This window comes from Methanobrevibacter sp. AbM4, from assembly GCF_000404165.1.
GTDB classification, from domain to species: Archaea; Methanobacteriota; Methanobacteria; order Methanobacteriales; family Methanobacteriaceae; genus Methanarmilla; species Methanarmilla boviskoreani.
This window is the reverse complement of sequence record NC_021355.1, coordinates 375,251-390,025: the sequence shown is the minus strand read 5'-3', so window position 1 is coordinate 390,025 and position 14,775 is coordinate 375,251. Positions and strand designations below refer to the sequence as shown.

General features: G+C 30.3%; 14 protein-coding genes. 7 read left to right on the top strand and 7 right to left on the bottom strand.

Going from position 1 to position 14,775, the window contains the following annotated elements; all coding sequences use genetic code 11:
- The first annotated feature begins 89 nt into the window (after nt 1–89).
- From larC to ABM4_RS01560, 4 genes are all read left to right on the top strand, one after another.
- A complete protein-coding gene (gene larC / locus ABM4_RS01575) occupies nt 90–1,310 on the top strand; it encodes a nickel pincer cofactor biosynthesis protein LarC (protein WP_016357935.1) in 1,221 nt (406 codons plus the stop codon).
- Between the two features lie 9 nt (nt 1,311–1,319).
- A complete protein-coding gene (gene queC, locus ABM4_RS01570) occupies nt 1,320–2,000 on the top strand; it encodes a 7-cyano-7-deazaguanine synthase QueC (protein WP_016357934.1) in 681 nt (226 codons plus the stop codon).
- Nucleotides 2,001–2,013: 13 nt separating this feature from the next.
- On the top strand, nt 2,014–2,460 hold the full coding sequence (locus ABM4_RS01565) for a hypothetical protein (protein ID WP_016357933.1): 447 nt from the start codon (nt 2,014–2,016) through the stop codon (nt 2,458–2,460).
- A 249-nt stretch (nt 2,461–2,709) separates the two neighbouring features.
- A complete protein-coding gene (locus tag ABM4_RS01560; RefSeq protein WP_016357932.1) occupies nt 2,710–3,180 on the top strand; it encodes a hypothetical protein in 471 nt (156 codons plus the stop codon).
- A 253-nt stretch (nt 3,181–3,433) separates the two neighbouring features.
- On the opposite strand, the gene ABM4_RS01555 is transcribed toward ABM4_RS01560, so the two are convergent.
- The 6 genes from ABM4_RS01555 to ABM4_RS01530 form a co-directional block, all read right to left on the bottom strand.
- Nucleotides 3,434–4,228: a nitroreductase family protein gene (locus tag ABM4_RS01555; RefSeq protein WP_016357931.1), complete on the bottom strand. Its 795-nt coding sequence runs from the start codon at nt 4,226–4,228 to the stop codon at nt 3,434–3,436.
- A 109-nt stretch (nt 4,229–4,337) separates the two neighbouring features.
- Nucleotides 4,338–4,730 carry a type II toxin-antitoxin system VapC family toxin gene (locus ABM4_RS01550; RefSeq protein ID WP_016357930.1) on the bottom strand — a complete coding sequence of 131 codons (393 nt, stop codon included), beginning with the start codon at nt 4,728–4,730 and terminating at the stop codon, nt 4,338–4,340.
- 1 nt (nt 4,731) lies between these two features.
- The gene (locus ABM4_RS01545) at nt 4,732–4,965 is read right to left on the bottom strand and encodes an AbrB/MazE/SpoVT family DNA-binding domain-containing protein (RefSeq protein ID WP_016357929.1); all 234 of its coding nucleotides are present in this window, start codon (nt 4,963–4,965) and stop codon (nt 4,732–4,734) included.
- A 283-nt stretch (nt 4,966–5,248) separates the two neighbouring features.
- A complete protein-coding gene (locus ABM4_RS09165) occupies nt 5,249–5,881 on the bottom strand; it encodes a sugar O-acetyltransferase (RefSeq protein ID WP_016357928.1) in 633 nt (210 codons plus the stop codon).
- Between the two features lie 79 nt (nt 5,882–5,960).
- Nucleotides 5,961–7,670, bottom strand: coding sequence for a sodium-extruding oxaloacetate decarboxylase subunit alpha (oadA, locus tag ABM4_RS01535; RefSeq protein ID WP_016357927.1), 1,710 nt, complete (start codon nt 7,668–7,670; stop codon nt 5,961–5,963).
- 642 nt (nt 7,671–8,312) lie between these two features.
- Nucleotides 8,313–9,419, bottom strand: a complete 1,107-nt coding sequence (locus tag ABM4_RS01530) for an inositol-3-phosphate synthase (RefSeq protein ID WP_016357926.1) — start codon at nt 9,417–9,419, stop codon at nt 8,313–8,315.
- 168 nt (nt 9,420–9,587) lie between these two features.
- Here ABM4_RS01530 and ABM4_RS01525 point away from each other — a divergent pair, with 168 nt between their 5' ends.
- Together ABM4_RS01525 and ABM4_RS01520 are read left to right on the top strand one after the other, a co-directional pair.
- A complete protein-coding gene (locus tag ABM4_RS01525) occupies nt 9,588–10,889 on the top strand; it encodes a glycosyltransferase (RefSeq protein ID WP_016357925.1) in 1,302 nt (433 codons plus the stop codon).
- A 76-nt stretch (nt 10,890–10,965) separates the two neighbouring features.
- A complete protein-coding gene (locus ABM4_RS01520; RefSeq protein ID WP_016357924.1) occupies nt 10,966–11,490 on the top strand; it encodes a hypothetical protein in 525 nt (174 codons plus the stop codon).
- A 360-nt stretch (nt 11,491–11,850) separates the two neighbouring features.
- Here the strand turns inward: ABM4_RS01520 and ABM4_RS01515 are convergent, their stop codons facing one another.
- On the bottom strand, nt 11,851–13,599 hold the full coding sequence (locus ABM4_RS01515; protein ID WP_016357923.1) for a glycosyltransferase family 39 protein: 1,749 nt from the start codon (nt 13,597–13,599) through the stop codon (nt 11,851–11,853).
- A gap of 321 nt (nt 13,600–13,920) precedes the next feature.
- Here ABM4_RS01515 and ABM4_RS01510 point away from each other — a divergent pair, with 321 nt between their 5' ends.
- A complete protein-coding gene (locus tag ABM4_RS01510) occupies nt 13,921–14,775 on the top strand; it encodes a UbiA family prenyltransferase (RefSeq protein ID WP_016357922.1) in 855 nt (284 codons plus the stop codon).

The following is a 14,775-nucleotide window of genomic DNA, read 5'->3' as shown; positions in this document are numbered from 1 at the left end:
TATAACCATATAAATATATTTGTAATTTCAAAAAGGACAATTAATAAAACCAATTTAATAGGATTATTAATTAATAAAAAAGGGATAATATGACGATTATAATAGACCCGCAAGGTTCAGGTATTTCTGGAAACATGCTTATTGGTGCATTAGTAGATTTAGGAGCAGACAAGAACAAAATTAAGGAAATAACTGAAATGGCATCTAAGGATTTTGGAGGAGTGGAAACCACTATCTCCAAAATTAACAAATCAGGAATTGATTCTACATTCTGCAGTGTAAAAACCTTAGATTCAAAACACCCCCATAACCATGGAACCCATTATAAAGGATTGATTGAAAAGATTGATAAATTAAATGATGTTTTACCTGATGAGGTAATAACCAAATCAAAAGAAGTTTTTAAAGTAATTGCTTTGGCAGAAAGTAAGGTTCATGGAAAATCACTTGATGAGATTCATTTTCATGAAGTGGGTGCCGCAGATGCTGTGTGTGATGTTATTGGAACCGTTTATGGCTTTTACCTGTTAGGATTAAATAAAGAGAAGATCATAGGTCTTCCAATATCCGTAGGTGGTGGAAGGGCAAATACTGCACATGGAATTGTAAGTATTCCCGCACCTGCAACCTGTGAGATCTTAAAGGGCATTAAATTTATGGGGGGACCTGTTGACTCTGAACTTGCAACACCAACAGGATGCGCTCTTTACAGGGTCTTATGTGACGAATATCTTGATTTTATTCCAAATATAAAAGCCGAATCCATAGGATATGGGGCAGGTTCTAAAGACTTCAAACATCCTAATGTCTTAAGAATCATAAAAACCGAGGATACCAAGAAAAAATCAGAAATAAATGTACTTGAGACGAATGTGGATCATTTAAGTGGCGAGGAACTTGGATATCTATATGACAGATTATTAGATGCAGGTGCAAGAGACGTCATAATGATTCCAATATTCATGAAGAAAAACAGACCAGGCCAACTTATCCAGGTAATATGCAAGGACGAACAAATAGAAAACCTACTTAATGTATTATTTGAAGAGACTGGAACTTTAGGAATAAGAATATCCCCTAAAACACATAGAGGCACAGCCTCAAGAAAATTCATAAAGATACCTGTTGAAATCAATAATAAGGAATATAAGATTAACTTTAAAATCGGATACCATAATGGCAGAATAATTTCAAAAAGAGCAGAATTTGAAGACACTAAAAAAATAGCCAAAGAAACTGGTTTAAGTTTAACAGAAGTACGTGAAATAGCCAATATAAAAGTTAGAGAATATTTAAAAAACAACAATTAAAGTGATAATATGAGAGAAAAAGCAATAGCAGTTTTATCTGGAGGACTTGATTCCACAGTGGCAATGAGTTGTTATGTTAATGATTATGACATAGAAGCTGTAACCTTTGATTATGGCCAAAAAGCAATTAAACAAGAAATCAAAGCTGCAAAAAATATTTGTAACCATTATAACATACCCCATACAGTTATTGACCTTAAATGGCTTGGAGACATTAGTGATTCCGCACTTAACAGTGACAATGATATTCCAAATCCCTCTGATGAGGATTTAGACAATCTGGACGAGGCACAAAAAACGGCCAATGCTGTTTGGGTTCCAGGAAGGAACATTGTTTTTACGGCAATTGCAACATCATTTGCTGAAAGTGTTGGTGCCAGTAAAATTATTGTAGGCTGGGACTTGGAAGAGGCAAATACCTTTCCAGATAACTCAAAGGAATTCTTAGATGCTTTTAATAATCTGTTGAATATTGGTTCACCGGAAGATTTAGAGGTTGTGGCACCTGCAATAGATTTAAATAAAGATGAAATTGTGAAATTAGGTAATAAAAATAACTGTCCAATGGAATTAAGTTACTCTTGTTATACAGGACATGATAAACATTGCGGAGTCTGTGAATCATGTATGAGACGTAAAAGAGGATTTAAACAAAGTGGAATTGAAGACTTAACAGAATACGAAAATTAAAAGGGATGATAACATGGCACTAATTGATAAATATACCTGTAAAAATTGTTCATTTGAATTCGAATACAAGGATCTAATCTTTTACTTCGATGATGACTTAGAAAAGATTACTATCGAACAAGTGACAAAGTCATCACTTGAAAAGGCAGGAAAATCCTCACTATCCGGAAGGATAGATGAGGCATATTGTAGGGAATGTGATGATACTGTCAGGGTATACATCATAACAGATAGGGATAACTACACCAGCCTAACAAATGATAAAATCAGAGAAAAGATAGATGCTGCATCTGAAGACGAATTATACAGGATTTACTTCTGGCAAGATGATCGTTCAAGAGACAATAATGAGGACATCTGTCCAAAATGCGGTAAAGTCCTAACTTGGATATCCGATGATAGTCTATGTCCTAAATGCGGCAATGAATTGAAATTAGATGAAATTGTAGTAAAAGATTAATCTAATTGTAATAATTCTATTATTCAATACCAACTACTTTTTTTTAAACATTTTATTTTAAACCATTTAGAGATAAATTTTAAATCTCCATAATATTTTTAAATCCATATTTTAAAATCAAATCCAATATTAAACTTAATATTATTGAACCATTTTTTCAAATTTTCTTAAATCTATATATAAAAGATTAGAAATATCATATAAATGATAATAATTTTTTAAAGAATTTTATATAGATTTAGTGGTAATATGGGAACTGGTATAAGATATAGCTGCAATAGCTGTAATTGGGATTATTGGGACCTTGACGATATAATCTTCTACATTGATGATAAATTAGATTATATTGACGAATGTATTGCAAGTGGTATTTTACATGAGGAAAACAAGATAGCTGTTAAAAAATCTCCAATTACTGGAAGGCTAATTAGCAGATATTGTAAACATTGCAATAAACTAGTAAAATTTTATATAATTAATAAGAATAAAAGTGGACTCGATTTAAAAGAAACCAGAAGTTTGATTAACGAACTATCTACAAATAAACTAAATAAGGTAATATTTGCATTAAATGAAAAAAGGGAGATTTTATTTGATAAGATTGATTCTACCAACAACCAATGTCCAAGATGTAATAACAAAACATTAGAATTAAGCCAATTAAAATTCTGTCCCAATTGCAATAAGGGAATCTTAAATTCTGAACTTATTCAGATTTAAATCTTAGATAAAAAATAAAATAATTAAATCCTGAACTTATCCAAACTTAGATCACGAATAAGAAAAAAATAATTAAATTCCAAACCCATCCAGATTTAGATTATAATAAAAAAAATAAAATAATTAAATTCCGGTCTATTCAGATTTAGATTATAATAAAAAAATAAATTAGAATAAAGATATGTATTTTATGATGCCATGATTTTCAATCTAAAACTTAATCTGTTAGTTAAATCAAAGGTATATAGATTAATTAATAATAATCAAATCTAATCTTTTTATGAGGTATCGTTCTTAAAAACCTTGTTCTTGGATGACCAATTACAAAAACGGAAGACATATGTTTACCTGAATCAATCTGTGGGAAGAATTCCATAAGCTTATCATGGTCAATTGAATCTGCTTTTGAAAGGAACAAGGAATAGAATCCCCCTAGACCCAAGGTATATGCAGCAAGTTCAACCCTTGTACTTGCAATTATACCGTCCATAATATTATTAGAGAAGGTTAAAATTAACTCCTTACCTTCCCATAAAAAAGGATTATTTTTATAATTGTCGGGATGTTTTAGATAATCACCAAATTGGGCAATTCTTGGAAATTCATCTTCTTCCACCTTAATAATACTGTAAACATGTTCCAGAAATTCTTGAAGATTGTCCTTAACCACTAGAAATTCCACATCCTGCATATTCTGAGCTGAGGGGGAATAATAAGCTGCCTCAAAAAGCTTTTTATATTCCTCTTTTGAAACTTCCTTTCTTGTAAACCATCTGCATGACCTTCTCTGTTTTAAAAACTGAATATACTCATCATAGGAAAATGGAATCTCTTTAGGATTATAATCCTCAATCCTATCTTCCTGGTTTTCATATACTTTCAACCTTATAGCATCTTCCTTACATACCGCCATACATTGACCACAATCAAAACAGTTTCCACCTGTCTCCTCAATGTGATCTCCCACTAGTTTTAAGTTATCTCGAATACATACACTTGCACATTTTCCACATGCAGAGCATTTTATAGAATTTAATAATAGATGCATATTCACCACAAATGACTTACTGATTATTTTAAAAAAAATTATAAATATCTAATAGCTTTAGTTGATTATTAAAAAATCTGGAAATTGATTCAATTTAAATCCATTGCAATTAATGGATCCTTTCAATATCCTTAACCATATCAAAGTTATCATCAAACGATGCTATTTTAGAAATGTTTCTAGACTCCATGATAGCTAGATTTAAACAGTCCACAAATGACAGATCACCATCATATTGGACGAATAGATTTATAGCCTTATTGTAATCTTTAGAGCTTTCTGTATGAACCTTACAGGAATAGATTAAAAAGTTGTATACCTCAAATGATGCTTTTGAATCTATTTTACGACCAACCATTGTAATTATTTCAGATAAAACATGGTGGCTTATTAGAAATGTTTCATCCTTAATAGTAGATTCAAATATCTCACTTGCCCTTTCATAGTTTGAATTGGTTCTTAAGAAGAAAGCAATTAAGAAAGAGCTATCTAGAAAAATCATTTTATTCTCCTCTTTCAATCTTTTTCTTAAGTTCAATCCAGTTAAAAGAAGATTCCTCAGTTGCATATCTTCCTTTCATGTCCTCAAAACTTAAGGGAGTAATCTTCTTGATTATAATCTCATCATCTTTAACAATCCATTCTAACTTGTCAGCCGGTTTTAAATCGAATTTCTTCCTAATGGCTGAGGGAACAGATGTCTGATTTTTACTTGAAATTGTTGTAATAATTGGCATATCTAAAACCTCATCAATTAACAATATTATTTAAATTTAAAAAGTATTTAAAACTAACTAAGAAATTAGAATATTACTTAGAAATATAGATTTTACTAAGTAAAAAATTTATAAAAATTAGCATATAACAAAAGAATAAACAATAGGAATATAAATTAAGATATTTAATTAATACTCTTAACTCTAATTTTAAAAAAGGTTTTAATCAATAATATTCTTAGGTTTATTCTTTTTTGAATTATTAAATTCAAAAATAGAATAGTTAATTAAAAATTAAAAAAAATTATTTATTTTTTCTTATTACACGAGCAGGAGAACCTACTGCAATAACATTAGATGGAATATCTTTAGTTACAATACTACCTGCACCAATTACAGTATTATCACCAATAGTAACACCAGGCAATATAATTGTATTGGCACCAATCCAGGACCTATTACCTATCTTCACTGGTTTTTTAGTATTGAGGAAAGTATATTCTATTGAATCATCAAAGTTACCTTTATCATCAATATATGAATAATCTTCATCTTCCAAATCATCATCAACAGGCAATATACGCTCACGGGTAGATACTGGATGGTCAGCACAGATAACCGTAACATTTGTAGCTAACAGAGTATAGTCTCCAATTTCAATTGAATCTGTATCCAAAAATGTGCATCCTGCATTGATAAAGGATCCCTTTCCTATTTTAATGTTTGATCCCACATTACAACTAAATGGTAATAGAACTTCTGTTTTCTCACCGATATGTCCAAATAAGTCATTTAACAATCGGTGTTTCTTATCAACTTCAGAAGGGTGAAGATTGTTTAATTCATAGATTATACCAGATGCACGGGCAAATTTATCAGCCCATTCTGCCTCATGTAATTCAAGAGGTCCTTTAACGGCCCATTTCTCATCATCCATTATACTCCCTCAGAAAATAATTATAAAAAATCCAAGATTATAAAAAAAATAGTAGAAAAAGAAAAAAAAGATAAGCCATCTATTCGATGACCATTATAGCATCTCCAGCAGAGACTGCATCACCTTTTTCAACATATATCTCTTTTACAACACCATCTTTATCGGCCTGAATATCATTTTCCATTTTCATAGCCTCTAAAACAGCGACTGTTGAACCTTTAGTGACTTTATCTCCAACCTGGACTTTGATATTTAAAACCATACCCTGCATAGGTGAGGTAATTGCCCCTTCAACTGGTGAAAAAGGACGTTTGTCTGAATCCTCAATTTGGAAGTATCCAGTAGGTAAAATCTTGACATCAAACATGTCCCCATCTACCTCAACACTATATTCTGTTGGGATAGCTGTAGTGTTATCGGAAAGTTGTGCTTTAGGTTTAAGCTCTTCCTCTTCAGCATCTCCCCTTAGGAATTTAGCACCTACCTCAGGATATAATGCTAAGGTTAGAACATCCTCAGGTTTTTTAACGATACCTTCCTCTTCACCTAATTTTTTATACTTTTCAAGTTCAGGTTCAAGTAAATCTGCAGGTCTGCAATCGATAGGTTTCTCATCACCTAATATTTTCCTGTAGATTTTATCATTAACTTTAGCAGGAGGACGTCCATACATTCCCCTCATATAATCTTTAATTTCGTTTGATACCATTTTATATCTTTTACCACCAAGAACATTCATTACAGATTGAATACCTACAATCTGACTGGTAGGTGTTACAAGAGGTGGGTAACCCATATCCTTCCTTGTTCTAGGCATTTCCTCTAATACATCTTGATATCTGTCAAGTGCATTTTGTTCTTTTAATTGAGATACAAGGTTAGATAACATTCCACCAGGGATTTGATATAATAAAACATCAGTATCGATTTGTTCAGCAATAGGATCAAGGATAGATCCGTATTTCTCCCTCATGTCATTGAAATACTCTTTAATAGTATTGAGTAATTTAAGATCTAATTTTGTATCAAATGGAGTTCCTGCAAGTGCTGCTACAATACTTTCTGTAGGTGGTTGGGAAGTTCCCCATGCTAATGGTGATATTGCAGTATCTAAAATATCGACACCTGCCTCACATGCAGCATAATATGTAACCGGTGCCATTCCACTGGTACAATGACAATGTAAATCTACAAGCAAATCGGTTTCTTCTTTAAGTTTTGAAACAAGCTCATATGCAGATTGTGGAGTGATTAATCCAGCCATATCTTTAATACAAATGGAATCACAATCAAGTTCCTCAAGTTTTTTAGCGAAATCCACATAGGAGTCGATTGTATGAACAGGACTAATAGTATAACTAATAGTTCCTTGAACGTGAGCCCCTTGAGCTTTAGCGACTTTAATAGATTGTTCCATATTACGTACATCATTTAAAGCATCAAAAATCCTAAATATATCAACACCATTTTCATAGGATTTTTCAACAAATGCGGTTACAACATCATCAGGATAGTTTTTATAACCTAAAAGATTTTGACCTCTTAAAAGCATTTGGATAGGAGTTTTAGTAGCTTTTTCTTTGATTTGTCTCAATCTTCCCCACGGATCCTCATTTAAGTAACGGATACATGTATCAAATGTAGCTCCTCCCCAAGCTTCTAAAGAAAAATAACCTATTTGATCTAACTCTTCTACAATAGGAATCATATCTCGTGTTCTCATACGAGTTGCTAATAGTGATTGGTGAGCATCCCTTAAAGCGGTCTCAGTAATTTTTGTAGTTTTCATAAAAATACACCATTCCCGTAATAATATTACCTTATTGTTAAAATAAGGATTTAATATCAACATTAAACTAAAATTATACAATAATAAAGTTAATCCAAATTAAAGAAAAATATCTAATCAAATAAATCTATTTAATATATTCATAATCTTTAATTTAAATATAAATTTTTCACTAAATAATTATATATTGTTTTTTATATTAATAAAACTTAACTATTTTAATCCCATATTAAATTTGTAAGGATAATCCAGAAAAAACATAAAATTGTACAAATGAACGAAATATACAAATAATATGATTATTTTAGAATATTTATAAAAGTTTTAAGAATAGTTAAATAGAACTTTAAAAAACAGATGAAAATTAGGCATAACTAAAAACTAAAAGAATTTTAAGGTTAAAAGGACACCAACTGAGAAAATAGACGAAATGAGAATATTCATTGATTTTTAGTTCTAAACAAATAAACTAAAAAAAAGCTATTTCTAAATTAAAACAAAGTAAAAAGTATCATATAAAGTTCAATTTAAAATAAATAAAAAGCTATTTCTAAATTAAAACAAACCAGAAAATATCAGACAAAGTTCAATCAAAAACAAGTAAAAACCGTTTTAAAAAAATAAAAAGATAGATAAAACAAGTTACCTATCTATTTTTCCCTCGATGAAGAGATTTGATTTTTCAAATGCCTCATCATCTGTATATTGAACAGGAGGATGTTTCATAAGATAAGATGAAATTGAAGTTAATTGACCTCCAATACCACGTTTTAAAGCTAATTTACAAACACGGACAGCGTCAATTACACATCCTGCAGAATTTGGAGAATCCTCAACACTTAATCTAAGTTCGATATTCATTGGAACATCACCAAATTCCCTACCTTCCATTCTTAAGAAACAAAGTTTATTATCTTTCTGCCATGCAACATAATCACTTGGACCTATGTGAATATCATGAGGGTCAAGTCTTTCTCCAGCAACAGATTGAACAGCCTCGGTTTTAGATTCCCTTTTAGAAGCAAGTCTGTCTCTGTTTAACATATTCATAAAGTCAGTGTTTCCACCAGTGTTTAATTGATATGTTCTATCTAATTTAACACCACGATTTTTAAATAAGTTAGTTAAGGTCCTGTGAGTAATAGTAGCTCCAAGTTGTGCTTTAATATCATCACCAATTGCAGGAATACCTTTTTCTCTGAATTTTGCTTCCCATTCAGGATTACTTACAATAAATACAGGCATACAATTGATGAATGCGATTCCTGCATCTAAACAAGCCTGAGCATAGAATTCAGTAGCCTTCTGAGATCCTACTGGAAGGTAATTTAAAAGCATTTCCGCCCCACTATCTTTTAAGATCTTAACAACATCTTCAAGTTCCGGTTCCTTTTCATCAGATACAACGAAAGTTAAATCCTCCTCAAAATTAGCCATGTGAGGAGCAACACCATCCAATACTTTACCCATTGAAACTTTAACATCAGTTTCAGGAATATCCTTCTGGAAGACTGTTGTACAATTAGGTTTTGCAAAAATAGCTTTATCTACTGTTTGGCCAACTTTTCTTTTATCAACATCAAAAGCAGCGACTACTTCGATATCAGATGGTTTATAACCATCAATTTCCCAATGCATTAAACCTATTGAATCTTCTTCATTTTTATCTGCATAATAATGGATTCCTTGGATAAGTGAGCTAGCACAGTTACCAATTCCAACTATAGCAATTTTTATCTTTTCTGTCAAAATAACACCCTATGTTAATAGTAAATAAAATGATAAAGTTTAGTTTGATTTATTAAATATAATATATCAACAAATAAATAACTATTGATAAATATATTACATATAGGTTTATATTAAGTTGTTTTTAAACTTTGTTAATAAGATTAAAAAAATCAAAAGGTTAAAAAAATGAAGAAAGTTTTATTTATTACATTCTATTTTAATCAGAAAAATGAGATAGCATCTAAAAGATTAAGAAATCTTGGAAGATATCTGCCCAAATATGGATGGATGCCCATCATAATTACACCAAAGATTAATGGATTAGATGCAGGTATAAATAAAACTGAACTTCCAGATATAGAAATCATTGAAACAGATTATGTTGACATGTTAGATAAATATACAGGTTTTTTAAAGTCAAACAAAAAAACAAACAGCTCTACAAATGACAACAATAATTTGACTGTAAATACTCATACAAATAAGCTTACACAAAAGATGATACACATTGCAGGGGAAATATTTGCATATCCTGATGGAATGAAATATTGGTATAAACCGGCAATGGAGGCATCAAAAAAGGTCATTAGTGAAAATGAAATTGACGGGATAATATCCTCATCATGGCCTGTAACCTGTCATCAAATAGCTAAAGACCTACATCAACAATATAACATTCCATGGATTGCTGATTTAAGGGACTTATGGAATGAAAACCCATATGTAAATCATAATTTTATAAGAAGACACTTTGAAATGAAATTAGAGAGGGAAATGTTTCAGGACACGGACATATTAACCGTAACAAGCCCATTATCCAAAAACATATTGCAGTCATTACATCCGGAAAAGGAAATTTATTCAATAGAAAACGGGTATGACATGGAAGAATTTAAGGGTCTTGAAAACATTAAACCAAAAGGAGACAGATTAAATATCACCTATGCAGGTAAATTATATGAAGGTAAAAGGGATCCCCAAATTCTTTTTAAATCAATAGAAGAATTGGACAATGAGGGCAAAATAGACAAAAACAGGATTGCAATTAATTTCTATGGAGATAGTGGAAATATACTGGATATTGCAAAATCATACAACCTTGAGGACATAATCAATATCCACGGATTTATAGACCATGACAAGGTACTTGAAAAGGAAAAGGAAAGTGACATACTTCTTTTAATTTCATGGAATAATCCTAAAGAGGCAATATTCATTCCGGGAAAAGTTTTTGAATATATGGGGCTTCAAAAACCTGTAATATCCATAGGATATAAAGAAGGCTGTTTAAAACATATTATTAACCAGACAAATATGGGATACCATACAGACAATGTCAAAGAATGTAAGGAAGCCTTTCTTAAATATTATAATGAATTTATAAAAAATGGAAAAATAGAATATCCTGGAAACGAGAAGATTAAGGAATATACAACGGAAAACATGACAAGGAAATTTGCTAAAATACTGAACAGGATTAGTAATTAATTAAAGAAATTATAAATAATATTAATTGAAATATATAAAAAATAGTTTATATATAATTTAAAAAACCGTGTGTAAAATGACTAAGGAAGACTTATATATTAATGATGAGGAGATTAAAAAGAAACCTCAAGATCCCAAATCTAGAAAGATAAAGAATATGCTTTTTATCTTATGTTTAATACTGGTTATCTCAGGGTTTATTGTAGGTCTTCATGCACTCCAGGTTCAAACAAGCAATACTGTAACATTAGAAAACAGTAACTTCCAATTACCTGAAGGTACTACAGTTGATGATTCTAACAATAAAAATAACAATATTGTAACCTTAAAGACCTATGACGGTGATGGATCAATTACAATTATGGAAAATACCACCTTAACTGAAAGCGATTTTCAGGATTATATTATTGAGGACGAGTATAACATAACCATGAGCGGAATTCCTGTTTTAGTTATTGAAACAACAAATGAAAATTACAATGAACAGGGTGAAACCGATTATCAATTTAGTAAAAACGGAATTAAGTATGTAATATCCTCTACAAGTAGTGAGTATTATGTTGAGGATATTATAAAAAGTCTTAAGAAGAATGACAGATAATTTAACTTAAGACTATCTTTAACTTTTTTTAATGAAACTTAAAATATAGCTGTTTTTAAAATCAATATTATGAACTATTTTTTAAATAGATACCAAAATAAACTGTTTTTTTAATGAGTGCTTGAAATTATCTATTTAAAATAAATTATAATAAGCTGTTCTGACGAATACTTAAAACAATCTCTTTTTAATAAAATATAAAATAAATACTGGAAATTAAATTGTTCTTAAAAACACTATCTAAAAAAAACTATTTTTAAAAATTCAACAACAATAAGAAGATTCAATGCAAACAATAAAAAAAATAGCTATTTTTTTAAAAAATATTAAAAAAAGGAAAAAATAGAATAAAAGGTTAAATTAATTTAGATCCTCTGATTTTTTATATAATGTTACATTACCATAGTTTATAATCTTGTTATAATTATTAACATCCAAACTAGAGTCATTTCCAATATAATAGGTCGTATTATATTTTTTAAGATTATAATCCAATATAGTAGAGTTATTTGATATAGTTATAGGTTTTATTTCCTTATGTAAATACCATACATATATTGGAGCCCTATTAGCACCAATTACCGTATTTACATAATCGGGATAATTACTGCTTAAATAATTAGCCATGTTTTGCTCATCATCTACAAGTGGATCATATTTATCCACATTTAGAGAATATGCCGCAGATATAACAAATACCAAACCAAATATCAAAAGGATTATAGTGGATAACCTTATATTATAATCCTTCCTATGGTTTTCTTTAAGGTCAAAGGAAATGTTTCTAATTCTATTTGTATTCACCATAACATACAACGCCAAGATTACCAAAGCTGTAAATCCAGGAGCAATAGTTGTAAAATACCTATCCGCCTTAGTAACATGTGAAGTGAAGAATACCAAATATGCAAAGAACCATGTAAACATCAGAATATCAAAATTGAAATATTTATATTTTCTTTTACGTGGAATATGGTTATATTTACCTATAACCTTATTGGAAAGTACTCCCATGAAATAAACAATTCCAAATAACAATAGTTCACTTAAAACTACTGTGAATCTACCTGCAGTTAAAAATACAGCAATCAAAGCAACTATACAAATAATTATCAGTTTATAGATAATTGACAATGGAACATCACGTCTAAATAAACGAATGTACTGTTGATTATAGGTAACTTTTAGAATGTTCCTAGTCCTATAAAGGATTAAAAACAATCCTAAAAGAAATACAGATATGACAATATATGACAATATGCTTAAGTTACTTATACAGTTTACAGCATGAGTTAGATAGAATCCCAGATCATTAACAACGGGATGGGAAAGCTGTGATTGTTTTGCAACCTCACCTGCAACCTCACCGGATTGACTTAAAAATCCGAAGGCATAATGATTAACTAGGACATATCCAACATAGGGTAAAGATGTGATGATTCCAAATGCAATGCCCCCGAGAGTATTCCTCCAATAATTCTTCAATTTCCTCCAGGAGAATACCCTTAAGATATAATACAGAAACATTACTGGAACCATTAACAATGCCGTATACTTAGCCAGAAATGCAAGTACCAATGCTGGGAAAGCCAGATAAAAGTATTTTTGATTATTGTCCACAGCCATGATTAAAGCATATAAAGCAATAATAGATAAGGAAATTGAAGGAATGTCGATAGTACCATTTGCAGCCCAAAGTAAATTAATACTTAAACATCCATAGATAATCGCACCAACAAGGGCATAGGGATTTCTAAATCTAATTCTTAGAAGTTTATAGAAAAACACATTTCCAATAAAGTAGAAGATTCCGCAAACTATAAAGATACTTGAAACATCCACGAAACCTAATCTAAAGAGAAGTGAAGTTAAGAAAGGCACAAGGGGAGGTAAATTGTTTATATAAGCATATCCTGCAAATTGAACACCTGAAAATCTTAAAGCCAATGATAGATATAAATACACATCACGATAAGATCTACCTAAAAAATTTGTGTTGGAGTTAATGTATACAAGAAGAAATGTAACTATTGCAAAAAATACGATAACAAAAGATAAGGAGATTTTATCCTGATTTCTTCTCAAACTCTTCATTAAATTAGATTTCATATTTTCCTCACATGAATTTAAATAAATCAATAAATCTAAATACAAAGATCCTAAAAAATATCCATTTAAATACTTAAATTGAATATTTATAAAAATTTAAATAATAAACTAGAAAAAGACTCTCTTATTAATCAAAAAACAATTAAATAAAAGATTTATCCTAAAATGTTTACTTAAAAAATTTTTACTAAAAAGCATAATTAAATATATCTAATTAAGTATTTAATCATAATTGAAAAATAGAGTATAAAAAAATTAATAGACTATAATATTTAAAAATTAGATTAACATTAAATTATAAAACTTTAGAAATGTGATTAGATGAATGCATATTTAGAAATTATAAGACCTGGAAACGCGATTATGGCAATTATTGCCGTAATTCTTATGGGTGTTATAGGACATAACTATAGTCTCCCTTTAATTTTAGGTATGGCTGCAACTTTCCTAGCACTCGGTGGTGGAAATGCAATCAATGATGTTTTCGATATAAAGATAGACAGCATCAATAAACCTGAAAGACCTATTCCATCTGGAAGAATAGGATTAAACACTGCAAAATATTATTCATATGGACTGTTTTTATCTGCAATAATCATCGGTGCAATTATAAGTTATATGACACAGAATATTGGTCCTGTTCTAATTGTAATCGGTGCATGTATACTCGAATATTTCTATGCACGTAATCTTAAATCAACAGTGCTAGTTGGAAATCTTTCCGTTGGATTTTTGACCGGATTATGTTTCCTGTTTGGAGGAGACATAATTGGTGCAGAAACACATACCACATTAATTGTTATAATATCAGGAATTCTCGCATTCTTCGCACTTCTTATGACCACTTCAAGGGAAATCGTCAAGGACATGGAGGATATTGAAGGAGATAAGGAGGAGGGAGCTAAAACATTCCCCATAGCATATGGTAAAAAATCTGCAGCTTATCTATCAGCAGGACTAGCCATAATAGATACAATATTATGTCCTCTTCTTCATGTATATCACATCTTCAATATCTACTATATTGTAATTGTATTCTTTGCGATGATACTGTTCTTCTACAGTTCCTATAAGATTTTAAAAGACCAAAACAGCGAAACATGTAGTGAAGTTTCAAGAAATCTCAAGATAGGAATGTTCATTGCATTTATAGCATTCGCATTAGGATCATTCTAA

What these genes read in the sequence shown, in the direction of transcription:
- ABM4_RS01555 (WP_016357931.1), bottom strand. Translation starts at nt 4,228, where the DNA reads ATGCATCTATTATTAAATTCTATAAAATGCTCTGCATGTGGAAAATGT.
- ABM4_RS01545 (WP_016357929.1), bottom strand. Translation starts at nt 4,965, where the DNA reads ATGCCAATTATTACAACAATTTCAAGTAAAAATCAGACATCTGTTCCC.
- queC (WP_016357934.1), top strand. Translation starts at nt 1,320, where the DNA reads ATGAGAGAAAAAGCAATAGCAGTTTTATCTGGAGGACTTGATTCCACA.
- ABM4_RS01510 (WP_016357922.1), top strand. Translation starts at nt 13,921, where the DNA reads ATGAATGCATATTTAGAAATTATAAGACCTGGAAACGCGATTATGGCA.
- ABM4_RS09165 (WP_016357928.1), bottom strand. Translation starts at nt 5,881, where the DNA reads ATGGATGATGAGAAATGGGCCGTTAAAGGACCTCTTGAATTACATGAG.
- ABM4_RS01550 (WP_016357930.1), bottom strand. Translation starts at nt 4,730, where the DNA reads ATGATTTTTCTAGATAGCTCTTTCTTAATTGCTTTCTTCTTAAGAACC.
- ABM4_RS01565 (WP_016357933.1), top strand. Translation starts at nt 2,014, where the DNA reads ATGGCACTAATTGATAAATATACCTGTAAAAATTGTTCATTTGAATTC.
- ABM4_RS01525 (WP_016357925.1), top strand. Translation starts at nt 9,588, where the DNA reads ATGAAGAAAGTTTTATTTATTACATTCTATTTTAATCAGAAAAATGAG.
- larC (WP_016357935.1), top strand. Translation starts at nt 90, where the DNA reads ATGACGATTATAATAGACCCGCAAGGTTCAGGTATTTCTGGAAACATG.
- ABM4_RS01515 (WP_016357923.1), bottom strand. Translation starts at nt 13,599, where the DNA reads ATGAAATCTAATTTAATGAAGAGTTTGAGAAGAAATCAGGATAAAATC.
- ABM4_RS01520 (WP_016357924.1), top strand. Translation starts at nt 10,966, where the DNA reads ATGACTAAGGAAGACTTATATATTAATGATGAGGAGATTAAAAAGAAA.
- ABM4_RS01560 (WP_016357932.1), top strand. Translation starts at nt 2,710, where the DNA reads ATGGGAACTGGTATAAGATATAGCTGCAATAGCTGTAATTGGGATTAT.
- oadA (WP_016357927.1), bottom strand. Translation starts at nt 7,670, where the DNA reads ATGAAAACTACAAAAATTACTGAGACCGCTTTAAGGGATGCTCACCAA.